This window comes from Variovorax sp. 38R, assembly GCF_014843395.1.
Lineage (GTDB): Bacteria > Pseudomonadota > Gammaproteobacteria > Burkholderiales > Burkholderiaceae_C > Variovorax > Variovorax paradoxus_H.
The window spans coordinates 6546727-6569389 of the sequence record NZ_CP062121.1 but is presented as its reverse complement, the minus strand read 5'-3'; the positions used below and the strand labels follow the sequence as shown (position 1 = coordinate 6569389).

Annotated in this window: 18 protein-coding genes; 9 read left to right on the top strand and 9 right to left on the bottom strand. The window is 67.7% G+C overall.

All coding sequences use genetic code 11. From position 1 onward, the window contains the following. Positions 1-118 precede the first annotated feature (118 nt). The 6 genes from IG196_RS30510 (at position 119) to IG196_RS30485 (ending at position 12347) form a co-directional block, all read left to right on the top strand. On the top strand, positions 119-6127 hold the full coding sequence (locus IG196_RS30510) for an alpha-2-macroglobulin (protein WP_192194225.1): 6009 nt from the start codon (positions 119-121) through the stop codon (positions 6125-6127). Positions 6128-6146: 19 nt separating this feature from the next. Then, on the top strand, positions 6147-8468 hold the full coding sequence (pbpC, locus tag IG196_RS30505) for a penicillin-binding protein 1C (protein ID WP_225616855.1): 2322 nt from the start codon (positions 6147-6149) through the stop codon (positions 8466-8468). 68 nt (positions 8469-8536) lie between these two features. Then, positions 8537-9889: an esterase-like activity of phytase family protein gene (locus tag IG196_RS30500; protein ID WP_192194224.1), complete on the top strand. Its 1353-nt coding sequence runs from the start codon at positions 8537-8539 to the stop codon at positions 9887-9889. Between the two features lie 156 nt (positions 9890-10045). Then, positions 10046-10354, top strand: a complete 309-nt coding sequence (locus tag IG196_RS30495; protein WP_412556359.1) for a DUF3649 domain-containing protein — start codon at positions 10046-10048, stop codon at positions 10352-10354. After that, a complete protein-coding gene (locus IG196_RS30490; protein ID WP_192194223.1) occupies positions 10351-12000 on the top strand; it encodes a PepSY-associated TM helix domain-containing protein in 1650 nt (549 codons plus the stop codon). Before IG196_RS30495 ends, IG196_RS30490 begins: the two co-directional genes overlap by 4 nt. Further along, entirely contained in the window at positions 12000-12347 is a 348-nt protein-coding gene (locus IG196_RS30485; protein WP_192194222.1) for a DUF3325 domain-containing protein, read from the top strand. Before IG196_RS30490 ends, IG196_RS30485 begins: the two co-directional genes overlap by 1 nt. A 1-nt stretch (position 12348) precedes the next feature. On the opposite strand, the gene IG196_RS30480 is transcribed toward IG196_RS30485, so the two are convergent. Genes IG196_RS30480 through IG196_RS30465 form a run of 4 tightly spaced genes read right to left on the bottom strand, consistent with a single transcriptional unit; the run spans position 12349 to position 15826 of the window. Continuing rightward, the gene (locus tag IG196_RS30480; RefSeq protein ID WP_192194221.1) at positions 12349-13740 is read right to left on the bottom strand and encodes an aminopeptidase P N-terminal domain-containing protein; all 1392 of its coding nucleotides are present in this window, start codon (positions 13738-13740) and stop codon (positions 12349-12351) included. A gap of 6 nt (positions 13741-13746) precedes the next feature. Then, complete coding sequence (locus IG196_RS30475) at positions 13747-14697, bottom strand: hypothetical protein (RefSeq protein ID WP_192194220.1); 951 nt, start codon at positions 14695-14697, stop codon at positions 13747-13749. Beyond that, complete coding sequence (locus tag IG196_RS30470) at positions 14694-15422, bottom strand: nucleotidyltransferase family protein (RefSeq protein ID WP_192194219.1); 729 nt, start codon at positions 15420-15422, stop codon at positions 14694-14696. The genes IG196_RS30475 and IG196_RS30470 overlap by 4 nt, the downstream gene beginning before the upstream one ends. A gap of 14 nt (positions 15423-15436) precedes the next feature. Further along, a complete protein-coding gene (locus IG196_RS30465; RefSeq protein WP_153281429.1) occupies positions 15437-15826 on the bottom strand; it encodes an S-adenosylmethionine decarboxylase family protein in 390 nt (129 codons plus the stop codon). Positions 15827-15974: 148 nt separating this feature from the next. Here IG196_RS30465 and IG196_RS30460 point away from each other — a divergent pair, with 148 nt between their 5' ends. Beyond that, positions 15975-18080: a transketolase family protein gene (locus tag IG196_RS30460; RefSeq protein ID WP_192194218.1), complete on the top strand. Its 2106-nt coding sequence runs from the start codon at positions 15975-15977 to the stop codon at positions 18078-18080. A gap of 64 nt (positions 18081-18144) precedes the next feature. After that, positions 18145-19146: a type I glyceraldehyde-3-phosphate dehydrogenase gene (gap, locus tag IG196_RS30455; RefSeq protein ID WP_099794203.1), complete on the top strand. Its 1002-nt coding sequence runs from the start codon at positions 18145-18147 to the stop codon at positions 19144-19146. A gap of 76 nt (positions 19147-19222) precedes the next feature. Here gap and IG196_RS30450 read toward each other — a convergent pair whose 3' ends face one another. From IG196_RS30450 to IG196_RS30430, 5 genes are all read right to left on the bottom strand, one after another. After that, on the bottom strand, positions 19223-19816 hold the full coding sequence (locus IG196_RS30450; protein WP_192194217.1) for a hypothetical protein: 594 nt from the start codon (positions 19814-19816) through the stop codon (positions 19223-19225). Between the two features lie 27 nt (positions 19817-19843). After that, positions 19844-20344, bottom strand: coding sequence for a hypothetical protein (locus IG196_RS30445; RefSeq protein ID WP_225616853.1), 501 nt, complete (start codon positions 20342-20344; stop codon positions 19844-19846). Positions 20345-20518: 174 nt separating this feature from the next. After that, positions 20519-21118, bottom strand: a complete 600-nt coding sequence (locus tag IG196_RS30440) for a hypothetical protein (RefSeq protein WP_192194216.1) — start codon at positions 21116-21118, stop codon at positions 20519-20521. Between the two features lie 15 nt (positions 21119-21133). Further along, a complete protein-coding gene (locus IG196_RS30435; RefSeq protein ID WP_192194215.1) occupies positions 21134-21724 on the bottom strand; it encodes a hypothetical protein in 591 nt (196 codons plus the stop codon). 99 nt (positions 21725-21823) lie between these two features. Next, positions 21824-22132, bottom strand: a complete 309-nt coding sequence (locus IG196_RS30430) for a putative quinol monooxygenase (protein ID WP_101490747.1) — start codon at positions 22130-22132, stop codon at positions 21824-21826. 221 nt (positions 22133-22353) lie between these two features. Between IG196_RS30430 and IG196_RS30425 the strand changes: the two genes are divergently transcribed. Next, positions 22354-22644 carry a YciI family protein gene (locus IG196_RS30425; RefSeq protein ID WP_062473524.1) on the top strand — a complete coding sequence of 97 codons (291 nt, stop codon included), beginning with the start codon at positions 22354-22356 and terminating at the stop codon, positions 22642-22644. Positions 22645-22663: the final 19 nt, after the last annotated feature.

Genomic DNA, 22663 nt, shown 5'->3' with positions numbered 1-22663 from the left:
GAGACGGGCCGGTGCGCGGGCCTGTGCGGTTTTCACGCAGACTTCACACACAGCGCCGTGGCTTCACAGACCGGGCAGAAACTGCCAGGTGCCAACAAAAACATCAGGGGGAGCTTCCATGCTTCAAGTCGCCAATCGAAAACTCGCGTCGCTCAGCGACGTGCTCTTCACCGGACTGGGCCGCGTGTTCGGTTTTCTGCGTCCTTTGGCACGCGGACTCATCGGTTCCTGGCGACCCCCGGGGTGGCTGCGCATCGTGGGCGCCTTTCTTCTTTTCGGGCTGCAGTGGCTGCAGCAGCGGCTGGCCTGGGTGGTGGTGTTGGCGCTGCTGGTGCTGGCCGGCTGGTTCGCCAGCCCGCATCTGATGAAGTGGTGGCACGGTCTCACGCCCGACCGCGTCGAGCCGGTCGTGTCCACCGCGCAGATCGTGCCGCCACCGCGCACGCAGATCGAAAACGACAAGGGGCCCAACCCGGTCGTCATCAACTTCTCTGCCTCGGTCGCGCCGATTGCGCGCGTCGGCCAGGAGGCGGCCGGCGTCACCATCGAGCCCGCGATCGCCGGGCGCTGGACCTGGGGCAGCCAGAAGAAGCTCGAATTCCTGCCCGCGCAGGATTGGCCGGTCGGCCAGCCCTACAAGGTGCAGCTCGCGAAGGACGCGCTCGCGCCGCACATCGAGATCGAGCAGCGCAAGTACGAGTTCACCTCGCCCGAGTTCAATGCGCGCATCGCGGGCGCGGAGTTCTACCAGGACCCGGTGCAGGCCAACGTGCGGCGGGCGCTCTTCCAGGTGCGCTTCTCGCACCCAGTCAACACGGCCGAGTTCGAAAAGCGCCTGGTGCTGACCTATGACCAAGCCTGCGGCACCGTGATCTTCGGCGTGCGCAATTGCGCGAGCGAGAAGTTCAGCGTCAGCTACGACAAGCTGCGCCTCACCGCCACGCTGCAGTCCGAGCCTCTGCCCATTCCCGAGAAGACGCGCCCCGTCGTGCTGAGCCTCGCAGCTGGTGCGGTCGCGCAGAAGGGCGGGCCCGCGCAGCGCAACGACATCTCGCGCGCGGTCGACATCCCCGGCCTCTTCAGCCTGGCCATCTCCAGCATCGACCCGACCATCGTCACGGGCGAAAACGGCGAGCCCGAGCATGTGATGCACGTCACCGCCTCGATGCCGGTGCACGAGCGCGAAATGGCGCGCGTGGTGCAGGCCTGGCTTCTGCCGGCCACCGAAGAAGCCAAGGGCGACCCGGAAGAAAAATTCGACTGGTCCGCCGACCCCTCGAAGGTCACCGACGCCGTGCTGCGTCGCGCGAAGAAGATCACCCTGCAGCCCATCGCCAGTGAGCGCGAAGTGACCGAGATGATCAGCTTCCGCCTGCCGCAAGCCGAGGGTGGCCGCTACCTGCTCGTGCGCGTGGCCAAGGGCCTGAAGACGCCGGGCGGCTACCAGCTTGGTGCCGCGCGACAGGACGTGCGCCTGCTCAAGATCTTCGCGCCCGAGCTCACCATCATGAGCCAGGGCTCGCTGCTCGCCCTCTCGGGCGAACGCAAGCTGCCGATCCTGGTGCGCGACCTGCCCGGCATCCGCCTCGAGATCGGCCGCCTGCTGCCGCAGCAGCTGCAGCACCTGGTCACGCAGACCAATGGCGATTTCGCGCATCCGCAGTTCAACGGCGGCTTGCAGTCGGACAACCTCGTGGACCGCTTCCAGAAGGAGATTCCGCTCAGCATCCCCGCCGGCAAGGCGCACTACGAGACCGTCGACTTCGCCGAGTACCTGCGCAGCGACGTGGCCGACCGCCGCGGCGTGTTCCTGCTCAAGGTGCAGGGCTTCGATCCCAAGGCCAGGAAGAAGGCCGAAGGCGATGCGGCACAAGTGCAGCCCGAGGAGGAACAACAGGAAGAACAGCCCTCGGAAGGCGAAGGCGACCCTGAGAGCGGCAACCCCGAAGACCAGAAGGACCAGCGCCTGGTGCTTGTCACCGACCTGGGCATCGTCGCGAAGAAGTCGCTCGACGGCACGCGCGACGTGTTCGTGCAGAGCATTGCCAATGGGCAGCCGATCGCCGGCGCATTGGTCGAGGTGTGGGGCCGCAACGGCATGATCGTCGCGTCGCAATCCACCGATGCCACGGGCGCGGCCAAGCTGCCGAACCTCGCGGGCTACCAGCGCGAGAAGGCACCCGTGGTGCTGGTCGTGCGCAAGGACGGCGACCTGAGCTTCCTGCCCTTCAACCGCACCGACCGCACGCTCGACATCTCGCGCTTCGACGTCGGCGGCCTGCGCGCGGCCGGCGTGCCGAACCAGATGACGGCCTACGTGTTCAGCGACCGCGGCATCTACCGCCCGGGCGACACGATGCACATCGCGATGATGGTCAAAGCCGGCAACTGGGCCACCTCGCTGCGCGACCTGCCGCTCGAGGCCGAGATCATCGACGCACGCGGCCTCAGCGTGCGCCGCGAGAAGCTCAAGCTCGGCCCCGGTGGCGCGGCGGAAATCGCCCACACCACGCAGGACACGTCGCCCACCGGCAACTACACCGTCAACCTCTACCTGCCGCGCGAGTCGTCGCCCGGCAACCCCGAGGTGCAGGGCCTGCTGATTGGCAGCACGACCGTGAAGGTGCAGGAATTCCTGCCCGACCGCACCAAGGTCGTCGCCAAGCTCAGCAATGAAGTGGCCGAAGGCTGGGTCAAGCCGAAAGACCTGAAGGCGCTCATCGACGTGCAGAACCTCTTCGGCACGCCCGCGCCCGACCGCAAGGTCGAAGGCACGCTCACGCTGAGCCCGGCCTTCCCGGTGTTCCGCGCGTTCGCGGACTACGCCTTCTTCGATCCGCAGCGCGCCACCGAGAAACAGGTCGACGACCTGGGCAGCGTGCAGACCAGCGCGGAAGGCAAGGCGGAGTTCGACCTGCGCCTGTCGCGCTTCGATGCCGCCACCTACCAGGTGCACGTGCTCGCCAAGGCCTTCGAGCCCGAAGGCGGGCGCAGCGTCTCGGCCGAAGCCCAGACGCTGGTGAGCGACATGCCCTACCTCGTGGGCGTGAAGGTCGACGGCGACACCAGCTACGTGAGCAAGGGCGCCGCGCGCAACGCCACCGTGATCGCCATCGACCCGCAAGCCAGGAAGACAGCCGTGGCCGACCTGAAGATCGAACGCGTCGAGCGCAAGGTGCTGTCGGTGCTCATCAAGCAGGACAACGGCCTCTACCGCTACGAGTCGCGCAAGAAGGAAATCGTGATCGACGAGAAGCCCTTCGCCATTGCCGCGGGCGGCAACACCGTGGCGCTCAACACGGCAGCGCCCGGCAACTTCGCCTACGTGGTGCGCGATGCCGGCGGCATGGAACTCAACCGCGTCGAGTACAGCGTGGCGGGCAACGCGAACGTCTCACGCTCGCTGGACCGCAACGCCGAGCTGCAGCTCACGCTCGACCGCAAGGACTACGAGCCGGGCCAGGAGATCGAGATCAGCATCCGCGCGCCGTACGTCGGCGCGGGCCTCATCACCATCGAGCGCGACAAGGTCTACGCCCACGCGTGGTTCAAGACCGACAAGACCGCCTCGGTGCAGAAGATCACGCTGCCCAAGGACTTCGAGGGCACCGGCTACATCAACGTGCACTTCGTGCGCGACCCGGCCTCGGACGAGGTCTACATGAGCCCGCTGTCTTATGGCGTGATCCCCTTCGCCACGAGTCTGGCCAAGCGCACCGCGAACCTGCAGCTCACCAGCAGCGAACTCGTGAAGCCCGGCCAGACGGTGAAGATGAAGCTCACCAGCGACAAGCCCACGCGCGCCGTGCTGTTCGCGGTGGACGAAGGCATCCTGCAGGTGGCGCGCTACAAGACGCCCGATCCGCTCAAGCACTTCTTCCAGAAGCGCGCGCTCGAAGTGGGCACGCTGCAGACGCTCGACCTGATCCTGCCGGAGTTCAAGAAGCTCATGCAGGGCGCAGCGCCCGGAGGTGACGGCGAAGGCGAACTGGGCAAGCACCTGAACCCGTTCAAGCGCAAGCGCGACAAGCCGGTGGCCTATTGGTCGGGCCTCGTCGATGTGAGCGGCAGCCGCGAGTTCAGCTACACCGTGCCCGAGAGCTTCAACGGCAGCCTGCGCGTGATGGCCGTCGCGGTGAACGACGAGACCACCGCCGCCAAGAGCACCCGCACCGTGGTGCGCGGCGACATGGTGATCCTGCCGAACGCGCCGCTCGCGATGGCGCCCGGCGACACGGTCGAAGTGGGCGTGGGTCTTGCGAACAACATCGTGGGTTCGGGCCAAGGGGCGCCCGTCGCGCTCACGCTCACCGCCTCGGGCGGGCTCGAAGTGGTGGGCGATGCGACGCAGACGCTCAAGGTCAACGAGCGCGGCGAAGCGAGCACCAGGTTCAACGTGCGCGCCAAGCCGGGCGAGCAGGCGGTGCTGGGTTCGTCGGCGCTGGTGTTCACATCGACGCACAAGACCTTCAGCGCGCGCCTGTCGACCGAAGTGAGCGTGCGGCCCGCGTCGCCGTTCGTCACGATGGTGCAGGCGGGGAGCTTCCAGCGTGCGGGCGAGTTGAGCAGCAAGGCCGACCTGTACCCGAACTTCCGCAAGAGCGATGTGGCGGTGTCGGCCGCGCCGTGGGCCTTCGCGACCGGTCTCATGCAGTACCTGGAGGTCTACCCGCACGGCTGCACCGAGCAGATCACGAGCCAGACTTTCCCGGCCGTGCTGCTGTCCAGCCGCCCCGAGCTGGTGAAGGAGATGGCGCGCGGTCGCACCCCCGAGCAGGGTCCGATGCCCGAAGCGCGCAAGACCTTCGAGCGCTACCTCGTGCAGCTGCGCGCACGGCAGACGGCCGACGGCGGCTTCTCGCTGTGGCCCGGCGCGGGCACCGATGCTTTCGCGACGCTCTATGCGGTGCATCTGCTCATCGAAGCCAAGGATCACAAGCTGCCCGTGCCGCAGGACCTGCTGCAAAAGGCGAACACCTATCTGCAGGGCTGGCTCGGCAGCGGCGACAGCTCGCTGGACGGCTGGCGCCAGCGCACGCAGGCGGCCTACCTGCTCACACGCCAGGGCATCATCGCGCCGGCCGCTTTGGCCAACCTGCGTGAAGCATGGCGCAACAAGCAGACGCAAGGCTGGAGCGACGACCTGGGCGCCGTGTACCTCGCCGCGAGCTACCAGCTCGTGAAGCAGGAGCAGGTGGCGAACGAGCTGCTCAACCCGGTGTGGTCCGACCTGCTCGCGCGCACCGAGAAGAAGCAGCGCCGCAACGTCTGGGGCGCGTATTACGACCCGCTGGTGCACGACAGCATGACGCTGCACCTGGTGGGCCGGCACTTCCCGTCGCGCCTGAAGACGCTGAAGCCGGAGGTGTGGGAAGGCATGGGCGCGATGGTGCGCGACGGTTGGTACAACAGCCTGTCGTCGGCCTCGATGCTGCTCGCGGTCGATGCGTACTTCGAAGCGGTGGCGCAGAACGCCGAGGGCAAGCTGACGGCGCAGAGCGTCAACGCGCAAGGCCAGGCCGCGGCGCTGGCGCTGGGCTCGGTGAACCCGATCACGCGTGCCGCGGTGCCGGCCGGTACGGCGAAGCTCAAGCTGTCGAACGACAGCGACTTCAACCTGTACTACAGCTGGGCCGAACAGGGCTTCGAGCGCAATGTGCCCACCACGCCGGTGAACCAGGGCCTCGAGATCTTCCATGAAGTGCTCGATGCCAAGGGCAACCCGATCACCAAGGCCAAGCTCGGCGAAGAGGTCACGGTGCGGGTGCGCGTGCGCAGCCTGGAGCGTGCACAGCTCAACGACGTGGCGCTGGTCGACCTGCTGCCCGGCGGCCTGGAGCCGGTGCTGCAGGCCGTGGGCGACGATGACCAGGCGAATGCCGATGCGCCGATCTGGAAGAAGCGCCTGGGTGGCGGCGGTTCGTGGAAGGTGCAGTACGCCGACATCCGCGAAGACCGCGTGGTGTTTTACGGCGCCGTCGACAAGAACCTGCTCGAAGTGACCTACAAGGCGCGCGCGACCAACGTGGGCGACTTCGTGGTGCCGGCCGCGTATGGCGAGGCGATGTACGACCGGCGCGTGTATTCGCGTTCGGCGGGTGCGCGCTTCCAGGTCGTCGCGAACTGACGCCAACGCAGAGGCTGTGATGCGCTTCAGCGTGAAGTTGGAAAGGCTCAGGAAGCCCGCGCTGTGGGCGCTGGCGGTGGCCTTCCTGCTCGCGCTGCTGCGCTTCTGGCCGCATGCCCCGCTCAGCGAAACCGTCGGCAGCTCGCGCGCCGTGTACGCGCAAGGCGGCGAGCTGTTGCGCCTCACGCTCGCGGGCGACGAGCAATACCGCCTTTGGGTGCCGCTCGATCGCATCTCCCCGACGCTGGTCGATGCGGTGCTGCTCTATGAAGACCGCCGCTTCTACACGCACCCCGGCGTCAACCCCGCCGCGCTCGTGCGCAGCGCCTGGCGCATCGCCAGCGGCGAGCGCAGGCAGGGCGGCTCGACGCTCACGATGCAGCTCGCGCGGCGCGTCTACGGCATCGACAGCCGCACGGCCTTGGGCAAGGTCGCTCAGATCAGCGCGGCCCTGTGGCTCGAAGCACGATTCAGCAAGCGCGACATCCTCGAGGCGTACCTCAACACCGCGCCTTACGGCGGCAATATCGAAGGCGTGCAGGCCGCGAGCCTCATCTACTTTCGCAAGGACGCCGCCAAGCTCAGCCTGCCCGAGGCGCTGACTCTCGCGGTGATTCCGCAGAACCCCGTCAAGCGCATCGCCGAGCGCGGCCGCAATGCCGAACTGCAATCGGCGCGCGAGCGGCTGTGGGCGCTGTGGGCCGAGCGCGACCCGACCGCGAAGCAGCATGCGCCCGATGCGCAGCTCGCGCTCTCGGCGCAGTCGCGCGGCAGCCTCCCCTTTCTCGCGCCGCACGCCACCGACATGCTGCTCGCGCAGGAGCGCGGCGTGCAGGAGGTGCGCACCACCCTCGACCTGCGCATGCAGGCCACGCTCGAACGCGTGATGGGCCAGTACCTGCGCACCCACGCCGACGTGGGCATGACCAACGCGAGCGCGCTGCTGCTCGACGCCTCGACCATGCAGGTGCGCGCGCTGATCGGCTCGGCCGACTGGCACAACGACGCGATCGCGGGGCAGGTCAACGGCACGCAGGCGAAGCGCTCGCCGGGCTCCACGCTCAAGCCCTTCATCTATGCGCTCGCGCTCGACCAGGGGCTGCTGCATCCGAAGACGATGCTCAAGGATGCGCCGACATCGTTCGGCCCCTACACGCCCGAGAACTTCGACCATCGCTTCGCCGGCCCGCTGCCTGCACAGGAGGCGCTGATCCGCAGCCGCAACATCCCGGCGGTGTCCGTGGCCGCGAAGCTCTCCAAGCCGGGGCTCTACGATTTCGTGCGGCTCGCGGGCGTGCAGAAGCTGCAGAGCGAATCGCACTACGGCCTCGCGCTGGTCCTGGGCGGCGGTGAGGTCACGCCCGAGGAGCTCGCGGGCCTCTACGCCACGCTGGCGAACGGCGGCATTTCGCAGCCGCTGCGCTACACACAGCCCGCGTCCGATGAGCGCCCGGCCCAGCCGTTGCGCCTCTTGAGCGAAGAGGCCTCGTTCATCACGCTCGACATGCTGCGCCACACACCGCGCCCCGACACCACGCTGCCCGCGCGCCCCGCCATCGCATGGAAGACGGGCACCTCGTGGGGCTTTCGCGATGCGTGGACTGCGGGCGTGTTCGGCCGCCATGTGCTCGTGGTGTGGGTCGGCAATTTCGACGGCACGAGCAACCCTGCACTCGTGGGTGTCGATGCGGCCGCGCCGCTGTTCCTGCGCATGGTCGATGCGCTGCGCGCCGAGCGGCTGGACCCCGGCGAGATTGCGACGCGCCAGCCGGCCGACCTGCGGCAGGTCGAGGTGTGCACGGCGACGGGCGGGCTGCCCGACGCGCTGTGCCCGGTGCGCACCACGACATGGTTCATCGCCGGCAAGTCGCCGATCCAGGTCAGCAACCTGCACCGCGCGGTGTGGGTCGACGAGACGACCGGCAAGGTGGTGTGCGGGCCGCAACCCAACGCGCGGCAACAGGTGGTCGAGCAATGGGGCAGCGACATGCGCCGGCTGTTCCGCCAGGCCGGCCTGCCGCGCGCGAGCCTGCCGACCGATGGCTGCGAGAAGGGCGAGGCCTCGGAGACGGCACCGCTCATCACCTCGCCCCTGCGCGGCGTGCGGCACACGCTGCGCGTGAAGAGGCCGGAGCCGCTCGTGCTGCGCGCCGAAGCGGCGGCGGGCACGCAGACGATCTACTGGTTTGCCGACGACGCGCTGATCGGCAAGGCGTCGCCTGGCGAAGGCATCACCTGGATGCCGGACATGGCCGATTCGGGCCGGCGCTATGTGCTGCGCGCAGTCGACGACCAAGGCCGCGCCGAGTCGCGCGAGGTCACGGTCGACATCGCGCCTTGAACGGATGTCATGGCTGCGTCACGCGGGCTCGGCATGGTCTCGCGTTTCGACTGAAACCTTTCTCGCTCATGACGCGCCTCGCCTCCCCCTCTTTCATCGCCTTCGCCGCCGCCTTCGCCTGCGGCGGTGCTGTGGCCCAGACCGCCTTCCCCGCCACGCTCGCCGGCCACGCCGTGCTGCCCGCGCAGAGCTTCGTCGCCGCACCGAAGGACGCGCCGGCCGACCTGCAGGTCAGCGGCAAGTTCACGACCGGCAAGCGCGTCGAGGCGCTGGGCACGGTCGAAGGCCTCTCGGCCGGCCGTGGCACCGGCGTGTCGGTGCCCTTCAAGGGCCAACCGCTGCAGGGTCACTCGGGCATCAAGAAGATGGACGACGGCTCGTTCTGGGTGCTGACGGACAACGGCGCCGGCGCGAAGGCCAACTCGCCCGACTTCATGCTCTACCTGAACCACTACAAGGTGGACTTCAAGAGCGGCAAGTTCAACCGCCTGAACACGATCTTCCTGCACGACCCCGACAAGAAGGTGCCGTTTCGCATCGTCCATGAAGGCACGAAGCAGCGCTACCTGACGGGCTCCGACTTCGACCCCGAGAGCTTCCAGTTTGCCGGCGGCGCGCTGTGGATCGGCGAGGAGTTCGGTCCCTTCCTGATCAAGGCCGACCTCAAGGGCAAGGTGCTCGCGGTGTTCGACACGCAGGTCGACGGCAAGGCCGTGCGCTCGCCCGATCACCCCGCAGTCACCACGCCGGGCGCGCCCGGCGGCGCTGTCGATTTCCAGATCAAGCGCTCGAAGGGCTTCGAAGGCATGGCCTCGTCGAAGGACGGCAGCAAGCTCTACGCGCTGCTCGAAGGCCCGGTGTGGAATGCCGAGACCAAGGACTACGAGAAGCTCGACGGCAAGGAAGCGCTGCGCGTGCTGGAGTTCGACGTGGCGTCTGAAAAATGGACGGGGCGCCATTGGAAGTACCCGCTCGAAGCCAACGGCCACGCCATCGGCGACTTCAACATGATCGACGGCACCACCGGTTTGATCATCGAGCGCGACAACGGCGAAGGCACGTCTGACAAGGCCTGCCCCGAAGGCCAGAAGCGTACCGACTGCTTCCACGACATCGCCAAGTTCAAGCGCGTCTACAAGGTCGAGCTGAGCGATGCGAACGTGGGCGGCGCGGTGCGCAAGATCGGCTACATCGACCAGCTCAACATCGCCGACCCGAACAAGCTCGCGCGCAAGCCGTTGAACGACGGCGTGCTCAAGTTCCCGTTCTTCACGATCGAGAACGTCGACGTGGTCGACGCCACGCACATCGTGGTCGGTAACGACAACAACCTGCCCTTCTCCACCAGCCGCGAGCCGAACAAGGCGGACGACAACGAGCTGGTGCTGCTCGAAGCTGGCGCGCTACTGCAGGCGAAGTAAGGCGTACGGCGCCGCCCGCCTTTCAAGGCCGCGCTCGCGGGATGGGCGGGGGCGAGAAAAACCTAGAAGATGAGTATGATTCTCATTCTCCAGGTTTCTCCTCTCCCTCTGTCCCATGAATTTCCGAATGACCTTGCACGCCGTCCGGCGCTCGTCGTGAGCGCCGGCGTCCGTTACCGGATGAGCGTGGCGTCGCGGGCCGTCGCCGCCATCGCGGGCGGCTACGGCGTGGCCGCGCTGTCGGCCGCCGTGCTCGCGCTGGGCCTGCCCGCCCTCTTCGACATGGCGCGCAGCGAAGCCGCGCTGACCGGCACGCTGGCCTCCTTCCTCGTCTACGCCGTGGCCGCGATGTGGGTCTTCGCGGCCCGCTCGGCATGGCGCGCCTGGACCGGCCTCGCCATCGCGGCGGCGCTGCAGGGCCTGCTGTTGCTGCTGTGGACCCAGGGCGGCGGAGGTGCCGCATGAAGGACGGATTCCGCCAGTCGATGGCGTGGCTGCACACCTGGTCGGGCCTCTTGGTCGGCTGGGTGCTCTTCATGGTGTTCGCGGCCGGCACCGCCTCGTACTTCAAGGACGAGATCACCTTCTGGATGAAGCCGGAGCTGCATGCCGTGACGCCCGGCAGCGTGGCCCAGCCGGTCGCGGCCGAGAACGCGGTGGCTTATCTGAACCGCAATGCGGGCAATGCGGCGCGCTGGTTCATCACATTGCCGACCGCGCGCGAGCCGTCGGTCAGCCTGCTGTGGCTCAAGCCCCCGCCGCCGCCCGGTTCGCCGCCGGTGGAGCGGCGCCGCAGCTTCGACCGCGCCACGCTCGATCCGGCCACGGGCCAGGCGATCACCGCGCCGCGCGAGACGCGCGGCGGCGAGTTCTTCTACCGCCTGCATTTCGACCTGCACTACATGCCCGCGCTCTGGGCACGCTGGATCGTCGGCTTCTGCGCGATGTTCATGCTGGTGACCATCGTCAGCGGCATCGTCACGCACAAGCGCATCTTCAAGGACTTCTTCACCTTCCGTCCGAAGAAGGGCCAGCGCAGCTGGCTCGACGCGCACAACGTCACCGCGGTGCTCGCGCTGCCGTACCACGCCATGATCACCTACACCGGGCTGGTCACGCTGATGTTCATGTACATGCCGTGGGGGCCGCAGGTGGCCTACAAGGCGCACGGCGGCAACGACACCTTCTTCGCGGAAGCCTTCCCGGGCGGTGTGCGCACGCAGATCAAGCCCTCGGGCACCAAGGCCGCGCTGGCGCCCCTCGCGCCCATGGTGGCGCAGGCCACGGCCCACTGGGACGGCGCGCCCGTCGGCCGCATCGTGGTGCACCAGCCCAACGACGCCAACGCCGTGGTCTCGCTCGCGCGGGCCGAGGGCCGGCACCTGTCGTACGAGCAGCCGACGATGCAGTTCAACGGCACGACCGGCGCGCTCATCGGCACCTTCGGCGACGTGCCCAAGGCCGCGGCCGAGACGCGCGGCGTGCTCTACGGTCTGCACATCGGCCGTTTTGCCGATCCGCTGCTGCGCGCGCTGTTCTTCGTCTCGGGCCTCGCGGGCTGCCTGATGGTGGCGACCGGCCTGTTGCTGTGGGCCGTGAAGGAGCGCCAGAAATACGCCAAGGCCCTCAAGCAGGGCGGACGCATCGGTTTCGGCCTGCGGTTCGTCGACGGACTGAACCTCGGCGCGATCGCCGGTCTGCCCGTGGCCATGGCCGCCTTCTTCTGGGCCAACCGCCTGCTGCCGGTCGACGTGGCCGGCCGCAACGAGGCCGAGATCCGCTGGTTCTTCATCGTCTGGGGCGCCACCGCCGTGCTGGGCCTGCTGCGCCCGACGCTGCGCATGTGGCAGGCGCAGCTCGCGCTCGGCGCGCTGCTGTTCGCGCTGCTGCCCGTGCTCAACGCCTTCACCGGTCCTGCACCGCTCACGGTCAGCCTGCGCAGCGGACCGAGTTCGGTGGCGGGCTTCGACCTCGTGGTCATCGCGCTTGGGTTGGGGCTCGCGGGGGCGACCTGGCTGGTGGAGCGCAAGCGCCGCAAGGCTTTGGCTGCGCCCAAGAAGGCCGTCAAGCCGCCGCCGACCGAACTCGCTGCTTCGGGGCAGGGGTCGTGATGCCGCTGCTCGGATTGGTGTTCGCGGCCTCACTGGCCGGCTTCTGTGCGCTGAGCCTCGCGATGGATCGCCACAGCGAAGACGTCTTCGGCCGCGGCAGCACGCCGGGCGCCTGGCGCCGATGGCTGCAGCTCGGGGGCACTGCATTGCTGTGCCTGTCGCTGTGGGCCAGCCTGGAGGCAGCGGGCGGGTCGGTGGGATGGGTGTTGTGGCTCGGGGCGCTCACTGCGGCGGCGCTGGCGACGGTGGGGCTGCTGAGCGGGTTGCCGCGCCGTTTTCCGCGCATCGCCGCGGGCGCGACGGTGCTCGCCATCGGGCAGGCGCTGTTCTGCGCGCTGCCCGCCTGACTCACCCCCGCATCAACGCCTCGATCTCATCCGCCTTCACCGGCACGCCCCGCGAAATCAGTTCGCAGCCCGTGGCCGTGACGATCGCGTCGTCCTCGATGCGGATGCCGATGTTGTGGAACTTCTCGGGCACGCCTTCGCCGGGCCGCACGTAGATGCCGGGTTCCAGCGTCAGCACCATGCCCGGGTGCAGGATGCGGCTCGGGCGGTTCTTGATGAGTTCGTTGGACAGCGGGTCCTTGCGCTCGCTCACCTCGCCCACCTGCGTGGGTTCGACATAACTGCCGCAGTCGTGCACGTCCATGCCCAGCCAGTGGCCGGTGCGGTGCATGTAGAACTGAAAGTAGGCGCGCGAGTCGATCACGTCGTCGACGCTGCCGACCTTGTTGCCGTCGAGCAGGCCCAGGTCGAGCATGCCCTGCGCCAGCACCTTCACGGCCGCGTCGTGCGGGTCGTTGAAGCGGTTGCCGGCCTTGGTGGCGGCGGCCGAGGCGTCCTGGCTGGCGAGCACCAGGTCGTACAGCGCGCGCTGCGGGCCACTGAACTTGCCGTCGGCGGGGAAGGTGCGGGTGATGTCGCTGGCGTAGCCGTCGAGTTCGCAGCCGGCGTCGATCAGCACCAGCTCGCCTTGGCGCACGGGCGCGGCGTCGGCGCGGTAGTGCAGCACGCAGGCGTTGGCGCCGGCCGCGACGATGGAGCCGTAGGCCGGGTACTGCGAGCCGCCCAGGCGGAACTCGTGCAGCAGCTCGGCGTCGAGGTGGTACTCGCGCACGTCCTTGCCCTCGCGCAGCATGCGCGCCGACAGCTGCATCGCGCGGATGTGGGCGCGGGCACTGATCTGCGCGGCGCGGCGCATGATGTCCTGCTCGTGCGCGTCCTTGACCAGGCGCATCTCGTCGAGCGGACCGCACAGGTCGCGCTGCTCCTCGGGGCACAGCGCGCCGTAGCGTACGCGCGCGCGCACCGACTGCAGCCAGCCGTCGATGCGGGTTTCCAGGCCCTTGTGGGTGGCGAAGGGGAACCACACGGTGGCGCGGTTCTCGAGCAGCTTTGGCAACTTCGCGTCGAGGTCGTTCACCGAGAAGGCTTCGTCCACGCCCAGCGCGGCGGGGGCGGCGTCGGGGCCGAGGCGGTAGCCGTCCCAGATCTCGCGTTCGAGGTCTTTCGGCGCGCAGAACAGCGTCGCGCGGCCATCGCCCGCCAGCACCAGCCACGCGTTCGGCTCGGTGAAGCCGGTCAGGTAGTAGAAGTAGCTGTCGTGGCGGAACAGGAAGTCGCTGTCGCGGTTGCGTTGGCGCTCGGGCGCGGTCGGGACGATGGCGATGCCGTCCTTGCCCAGTTGCGAAGCGAGGCGCGCGCGGCGCTCGGCGTAGATCGTGGAGTCATTGAGCATGGGATTTCACTTTCGATACGGTGCAAGTCCGGGGTCCGCGGGTACCAGATGTCGCCATGGGAACACATCCTGTGCAAAGTGGCTGACGTAGCCGCCGATCGTTGACTGGATGACCATGAATTGCAGCCCCTGCCGCACGCCCTGCAGCTGCTGCAGCTGGGCCAGGTCGAGGCAGGTGTTGCGCAGCCTCAGCACGCGCAGCTGCGCGCCCACGGGGCTGTGCAGCAAGGCCTCGTAGTCTTCGAAGGCCGTGATGCCACCGGGTGCCCGGTCGGCCGGCCACACCATCTGCTGCTCGGTGGATTCCGAAAAATCCAGCAGCGTGAGACCCGGCAGCTGCGTTGTCGCCGCGGCAAGGTGGCGAATGAAGTTCTGCGTGTCGAAATGGGCGCCGACGCACAGGCTGGTCAGTTGCGGCAGCGGCACGGCGAAGAAGTCGGCGTTCGGTGGGTTCGGCACCGTCAGTTCGCTCAGGTGCGGCGTCTTGCGCACCCAGCGCGCGATGTCGCCGCCTTCTTCGAGGATGCCGTCGCTGGTGCAGACGAGCGACTGGTTGTGGTCCTCGGGCTGCGTCGGCTTGATGAACAGCGAGCGCAGGCGGGGAAACATCACCGCGCTCTCGAGCAGCGGCGTGAACATCCATTCGCGCGAGCCGTTCGCCCCGCTGTCGGGACCGCTGAACGACAGCGAGGTGAGGCAGTCGGCCACGTCCTGCCGGCTCAGGCAGGCGAGCGTTTCGTCAAAGGCGTCGCCCCAGGTCTCGCCGAAATATTCGACATGCCAGCCCTGGCGCATGGGCGCGAGGCTCAGGCGCGTGAAGTCGCTCTCATAGAGCGGCACGGTCAGCGGGTCTTCGGGCGCGCCGTCGTTGCGCTCGGCGGCGGCGGCCAGGGCCAGGTCGTGCAGGCGCTGCGGCAGCAGGCGCAGGGCGTCGGGCAGCGGCGCGAGCGTCGTCATGCGCCCGCTGCCGGCGCGACCCCGGCGTTGAGTTGATGCAGGCGCTGCGGCGTGCCCACGTCGGTCCAGTCGCCGGTGTAGAGCTCGGCGCTCACCTGCTGGTTGTCCATCGCCGCGCGCAGGATCGGGGCCAATGGGGCCTTGATGCCGCCCGGGTTGCCCGCCGGGATGCTGCAGTACGGCGGCGCAAACAGCGCGGCGCGGTACAGGCCGATGGTCGAGAAGGTGTATTTGTCGACCGCCTGGTTCAGCGCGAGCCCGTCAGTCGAGAGGCCGAAGTCGCCCTTGAGGTTGTGCGCCGGGTTCGGCACCAGCCACAGGTGGGCGAGCTTGCCGCTGGCCAGGAAGCGGTCGACTGCGGCCTGGGTGAAGTGGAAGTCGGGCGCGAACACGTCGCCGGCCGCGACCCAGAACACCTCGCCCAGCAGTGGCAGCGCGCGCACGATGCCGCCCGCCGTTTCCAGTGCGCCGCCGAAGTCGCGGCCCTCGTCGGAATACGAAATGGACAGCGCGCCATGCCCGTCCAGTACGGGGTTCGCGCCGAACCGGGCGGCGACCTGCGCGCCGAGCCAGTCGGTGTTGACCACCAGCTCGGTGAAGCCGCCCTCGACCAGTGCTTCCATCGGCCATTGCATGAGCGGCTTGCCGCGCACCTCGAGCAGGGGCTTGGGCGTGGTGTCGGTCAGCGGCCGCATGCGTTCGCCGCGGCCGGCGGCCAGGATCATCGCGCGCACCGCCATCACCGCACCGACCCGGCCACACGGCCGCGTTGCAGCTCGTTGCGTTCGCTGTGGCGGGGCTGGAACAGCGCCACCAGGCACGCCATCAGCGCATGCGCCTTGGCCGAGTGGTCGGCGCCGAAGTTGCAGACGTACACGTCGAGCGTCACGCCGCGCTGCTCGGGCCAGGTGTGGATGCACAGGTGCGATTCGGCCAGCAGCAGCGTGGCCGTCACGCCGCCCGGGCCCTGCGGCGTGGCCGGAAAACCGTGGACCAGTTTGCCCACCGCCTGCAGCCCGGCGGCGGCCACGGCCTTGGTGCAGACCTCGCCGAGCGCGCGCCCGTCGGTGAGCCATTGGAGGCCGCATTGGCAGTCGTGGAGATCGGCGGTGAGGTGCAGCCCTTGCATGGGTGGCAACTCTAGCAGCCGCACTGGGGCACAAGAGAGCATCAGTCGGGTGTTCCCCCTGTATCGCGGCCGGGTGTGGCTCGCCCGGTAAAATCCCGGGTTCTCCCGTATCCCCCACCCACCCTTTTCCCCCGAAAGCCCACTGCCCATGGCAAACCAAGCCCTGATGGCCAACGCGATCCGCGCGCTGGCAATGGATGCCGTTCAACAAGCAAATTCCGGACATCCGGGCGCACCGATGGGCATGGCCGACATGGCCGTCGCCCTGTGGGGCGAGCACCTGCGCTACAACCCCGCCAACCCGCATTGGTTCGACCGTGACCGCTTCGTGCTGTCCAACGGCCACGCCTCGATGCTGGTCTACGCGGTGCTGCACCTCACGGGCTACGACCTGCCCCTGGCCGAACTCAAGAACTTCCGCCAGCTGCACAGCAAGACCGCCGGCCACCCGGAAGTCGACGTCACCCCCGGCGTCGAAACCACCACCGGCCCGCTGGGCCAGGGCATCACCAATGCCGTGGGCTTCGCGCTGGCCGAGAAGTTGCTCGCCGCCGAGTTCAACCGCAAGGACCTGGCCATCGTCGACCACCACACCTACGCCTTCCTGGGCGACGGTTGCATGATGGAAGGCATCAGCCACGAAGCCTGCGCCCTCGCCGGCGCCTGGCACCTGAACAAGCTGATCGCCCTGTACGACGACAACGGCATCAGCATCGACGGCCAGGTCAAGCCCTGGTTCATCGACAACACCGAAGAGCGCTTCAAGGGCTATGGCTGGAACGTCATCGGCCCGATCGACGGCAACGACGCCAAGGAAGTGGCCAAGGCCATCGCCAAGGCCAAGAAGGAAGCCACCAAGCCCACGCTGATCGTCTGCAAGACCACCATCGGTAAGGGCAGCCCGAACCGCGCCGGCACCGCCAAGGCGCACGGCGAAGCGCTCGGTGCCGAAGAAATCAAGCTCACGCGCGAAGCCATCGGCTGGCCCTACCCCGCCTTTGAAATCCCGGCCGACGTGTACGCCGACTGGGACCACAAGGCCGAAGGCGCCAAGACCGAAGCCGCCTGGAACGACACCTTCGCCGCCTACGCGGCCGCGTACCCCGAACTCGCCGCCGAGTTCACGCGCCGCATGAAGGGCGAGCTGCCCAAGAACTTCCACCAGGTCGCCTTCGACACCGTGGTCGCTGCTCACACCAAGGGCGAAACCGTCGCCAGCCGCAAGGCCAGCCAGCTCGCACTGGAAGCCTTCACGGCCGCGCTGCCCGAAATGCTCGGCGGCAGCGCCGACCTCACGGGCTCCAACCTCACCAACACCAAGAGCACCGCCGCGCTGCGCTTCGACGCCAAGACCGGCGCCGTCGTGCTGAACGCGCCCCCCGCACCGGTGGTGCCCCAGGGCGGCGAAGACGAAGCCGCACAAGGCGATGCCGTCGAGCCGCCGCACGGCGAGATCGGCCGCCACATCAACTACGGCGTGCGCGAATTCGGCATGGCCGCCATCATGAACGGCGTGGCGCTGCACGGCGGCTACATCCCCTACGGCGGCACCTTTCTCACCTTCAGCGACTACAGCCGCAACGCCATCCGCATGGCCGCGCTCATGAAGCGCCGCGTGGTGCACGTGTTCACGCACGACTCCATCGGCCTGGGTGAAGACGGCCCGACGCACCAGTCGATCGAGCACGCCGCCTCGCTGCGCCTCATCCCGAACCTGGACGTCTGGCGTCCGGGCGACACGGCCGAAACCGCCGTGGCCTGGGCTGTCGCACTGCAGAACGCCACGCGCCCGACCGCGCTGCTGCTGAGCCGCCAGAACATCGCCTACGCCGCCAAGAGCGACCTGGGCGACATCAGCCGCGGCGCCTACGTGCTGTCCGAGCCCGAGCACGTCGGCCTCAAGAACAAGAAGACCGCAGCGGTCATCATCGCCACCGGTTCCGAAGTGCAGCTCGCGCTGGCCGCCCAGAAGCTGCTGGCCGACAAGAAGATCGCCGTGCGCGTGGTGTCGATGCCTTCGACCACCACCTTCGACCGCCAGGACCTGGCCTACAAGAAGGCCGTGCTGCCCAAGAAGATCCCGCGCGTCGCGGTCGAAATGGGTTGCACCGACGGCTGGTGGAAGTACGGCTGCGCGGCCGTGGTTGGCATCGACAGCTACGGCGAGTCGGCCCCCGCGCCGGTGCTGTTCAAGCACTTCGGTTTCACGGCGGAGAACGTGGCCGCCACCGTGGAAGCGGCCCTGCGCGACTGAGCGTCGCGCGGTTCGTCCTCTTCCCGTCCGATCAAAAAGTTTTTCAACCTTAGGAGCAAGTCAGATGGCTATCAAACTCGGTATCAACGGCTTCGGCCGCATCGGTCGCAACGTGCTGCGCGCAGCCGTGCAGAACTTCAAGAACGACATCGAAATCGTTGCCATCAACGACTTGCTCGAGCCGGAATACCTGGCTTACATGCTCCAGTACGACTCGGTGCATGGCCGCTTCAAGGGTGAAGTGACGGTCGAAGGCAACACGCTGATCGTGAACGGCAAGAAGATCCGCCTGACGCAAGAGCGCGACCCGTCGCAGCTCAAGTGGAACGAAGTCGGCGCCGACATCGTGCTCGAGTCGACCGGCCTCTTCCTCACGAAGGAAACCGCGCAGAAGCACATCGACGCAGGCGCCAAGAAGGTGATCCTGTCGGCCCCCTCGAAGGACGACACCCCCATGTTCGTCTACGGCGTGAACGACAAGAAGTACGCCGGCGAAGCCATCATCAGCAACGCCAGCTGCACCACCAACTGCCTGGCCCCGCTGGCCAAGGTGCTGAACGACAAGTGGGGCATCAAGCGCGGCCTGATGACCACCGTGCACGCGGCCACCGCCACGCAGAAGACCGTCGACGGCCCGAGCAACAAGGACTGGCGCGGCGGCCGCGGCATCCTGGAAAACATCATTCCTTCGAGCACTGGCGCAGCCAAGGCCGTGGGCGTGGTGATTCCCGAACTCAACAAGAAGCTCACGGGCATGAGCTTCCGCGTGCCGACCTCCGACGTGTCGGTGGTCGACCTCGTGGTCGAGCTCGAGAAGGAAGCCACCTACGCCGAGATCTGCGCCGAAATGAAGGCACAGAGCGAAGGCGCGCTGAAGGGCGTGCTGGGCTACACCGAAGACAAGGTGGTCGCCACCGACTTCCGCGGCGACCCGCGCACCTCGATCTTCGACGCCGAAGCCGGCATCGCCCTGGACAGCACCTTCGTGAAGCTCGTGAGCTGGTACGACAACGAATGGGGCTACTCGAACAAGTGCCTTGAGATGGTGAAGGTCGTGTCGAAGTAAGACTTCGCGGCTCTAACGAAAAAAGCGCCCGAGGGCGCTTTTTTCATGGGGCGTCAGCGCGCATGCGCGAGAGGGGTTAACGCAACTTCTCGTTCTTGATGATTTCGCCGCTGAGCGCGGTCGCCATCTGGGTGGCCGCACGCTTGGCGGACAGGCCGAATTCGCCCTTGAACTCGCTGAACTCCGCCTCGCCCCGGCCCGATGCCTTGACGCGGGTGATCTCTGCGCCTGCCGGGCTGGTCACCACGCACGACACATCGGTCGTGAAGTAGGTCGGCGGCCAGGTGAAGGGCGACGGCGAGCCCGAATCGGTCTTGATCTCCGGCGTGAACACCAGCGCGGCGCCCGAGGCCTGGACGACGGCGGCATCGGTGGCCGACGGAATGACCACCACGTCCTGATAGACCGCGCGCAGCGCATCACGGATCGATTTTTCCAGGTCCCGGTACGGGTAGTAGCTGATGCGGTCGCCGCCGCCGCCGGGCGTGATGGCTTGCGTGGCGCGCTGGGCGTCGGTCATGGTGTAGGCGACCTTCTTCTGGATCAGGTTGGCTTCCGTGCGGGGCGGCGCGACGTCGGTACCGATATTGATGGGATGCGCGCAGCCTGCGAGCACTGCCACGGCGACGAGCGCCATGGCGGCGCGGAAAGCTCTGGAAACGATGGACATGAAAGTTCTTCTCCGGGTTCTGTTTTTTTAGGAAGCGAGGGCTGCAGTGAATTGGGGATCGGAATACACCTGCCTCAAGAGCGTGCGCACGAGGTCCGAATAAGCGGCCTGGCCTGCGGGGATGGCCACGATGCCCGCGAAGCTGGACTCGAAGCTGGTGTTCGCCTTGTAGATCTTCTTGAGGCGTTGCGCGCCCTCGCGCGTGACCTCGATCTGCACTTCCATGGCGCCGGTGCCCGTGACGATGTTCGCCACGCTGATTTCATTGTTGAGGATGCGCGCGTCGATCCGTGTGCCGGACTTCGCGTCGTACGCAGAGACCTCCTTGAGGTCGTTCACCAGCGCGTCTTCAAGATATTTGGCGAAAGTGCCGCTGGGCGAGATGAGGCGCGCCCCGCGCAGCGAGAGGTTGTTGACCGGGTCGTTCGGGTCGGTGGGTTGAACCTTCACCACGGCCACGGAGGCCGGTTTGCTTGCCTTGAGCCGGTCCAGGGCTTCATAGTCCGCCGCGTAAGGCGGGGCCTTCAACTGTGCGCAACCTGTGGCCAGAACGGCCAGGGCGCTGAAGGCAAGTCCATGCATGCGAGTCACTGCCACGCTCTCCTCCTTGTGATCGGTATTTTGGAGACGGCACGGTAACACGATGCTACGTATTCAGCATGCACCGTGGCATGCTGGAGACACACGGTGGTGTCGGTTCGCTCAGCGCAATTTCTCGTTGCGCCGGATCTCGCTGCTGAGCTGCGCCGTCATCCGCGTGGCGGCGCGCCGTGCGGCCAGCCCGTAGTCGCCGTTGAACTCGCCGAACTCCGCCGTGCCGTTGCCGACTGCGCGCACGCGCGTGACTTCGGCGCCCGCGGTGTCCGTCACCACGCAGGCGACCTCGGCCGTGAACGCGGTGGGCGGCCAGGTGATCCACGACGACGAGCTCGAATCGGTCTTGATCTGCGGCGTGAACACCAGCGACACGCCCGCCGCTTCGTTGGCCTTGGCATCGCCGGCGGTGCGCAGCACGACCACATTGCGGTAGACCCCGCGCAGCGCATCGCGGATCGACTTTTCCAGGTCGCGGTACGGGTAGTAGCTCACGCGGTCGCCGCTGCCGCCGGCGGTGATCACCTGCAAATCGCGCTGCGCGTCGGTCATCACGTAGGCCACCTTCTTCGGGATGAGGTGCGCGGTCGACCGGGGCGGTGCGGTCTCGGTGATCATCGTGATCGGGTGGGAGCAGGCCGCCAGCAGCACGGCGGTTGCCAGCGCTGCGGCCAGCCGGGGCATCGGAGAAGAAGTAAGAAACGACATGGTGCTTCTCCGGCCTTATTGCGCAGACGGCGCAATGGCCGCAACGAACTGCGGATCGGCATACACCTGCCGCAGCAGCGCCCGCACCAGCCGCGGGTACGCCGCCTGCCCGGCGGGCACGGCCACGATGTTGGCGTAGCTCGAATCGAAGGCGATCTCGCCGCGGTAGGTCTTGCGCAGTTTCTGCGCGGCGTTGCGCGTGACGGTGACTTCGACGTCCATGCGGCCGGAGCCGTTGATCACGCCCAGGTCGAGCTCGTTGACGAGGATGCGTGCCGCGATGCGGGTCGGCGCCTTGGGGTCGTAGACCGAGATCTCGCCCAGGTCGCGCATCAGCGCGTCTTCGAGGTACTGGGCGAAGGTGCCGCTGGGCGACACCAGCCTGGCGCGGCGCAGGCGCAAGGTGTTGACGGTGTCGTTGGGATCGGTCGGCTGCACCTTGCCCACCGCGACCTTGCCGGGGTTGTGGGCCTCGAGCCGGTCGAGCGCCTCGTAGTCGGCGGCATAGGGCGGTGCGCCCAGTTGCGCGCAGCCCGTGGCCAATGCAGCCAGCAGGAGCGCGCCAGTGCGCCAGCGCAGACCCTGCGGTCTGAAGACGATCGCCATGTCTTGAACCCCCTCGTCCGAGATGTCTTCTTCTCCCCGGCGCGAGGGTAGCAGGCATCGCGCCGCGCGCGAAGACAGCGGCGGCGCGGCGCAGCCGACTCAGATCGGCTCGAGCACGTGGATCAGCTTGCTCTCGGTGAACTCCCGGGTCTGGGCGCTGAAGGCGGCCATGTGCGGCGCGACCCCGTGGGCCTGCAGGGCCGGGAGCGAGGCCCATTTCTCGATGACCACGAAGGTGTCGGGCCCGAAGCTGGCCTTCGACGGCGGAACGCCCTGCGCGTCGATCGTGGCCCCGTACTCGATGCAGCCCTCTTCGGCGAGCACGGCGGCGCGGTTGGCGATGAAGGCTTCGAGCAGACGGGCGCGCTGGCCGGGCTTGGCGGTGATGACGGCAACGACTTGGATCATGGAACAGGGTCTCCGGTGAGGTGGTTCAGGGTGAAGGGAGCCACCGAATCTACGAGATCGCGCGCCGACGCGCAGGTCCGGTGGGTGACAAGGCCGCCGCCCGGCCGCCGCATGCACACGCCGCATGCGACACAGTTACCCGCGAGACACACTCTCGCCCCGCCACTGTCGCGCCGAGGTCATAGGATCAGGTCTTCTTCCGCATCGACCAGCCTTTTGCCATGTTCATCGTCACCCTGACCTACATCCGCCCGCTCGAGGAACTCGACGCTCTGATGGATGCGCATGTCACCTGGCTCAAGAAGCACTACGCCAGCGGCCTGTTCGTGGCCTCGGGGCGCCAGGTGCCGCGCAAGGGCGGCGTGATCCTCGCGCGCTCGGGCGACCGCGAGGGGCTCGAGGCGGTGCTCGCACGCGACCCCTTCGTGCAAGGCGGCGTCGCGCGCACCGACGTCATCGAGTTCATCCCCAGCATGACCGCGCTGAGCGTCGAGGTGCTGCGCGGCTACTGACGCTGCGCAGTTTCAGAGG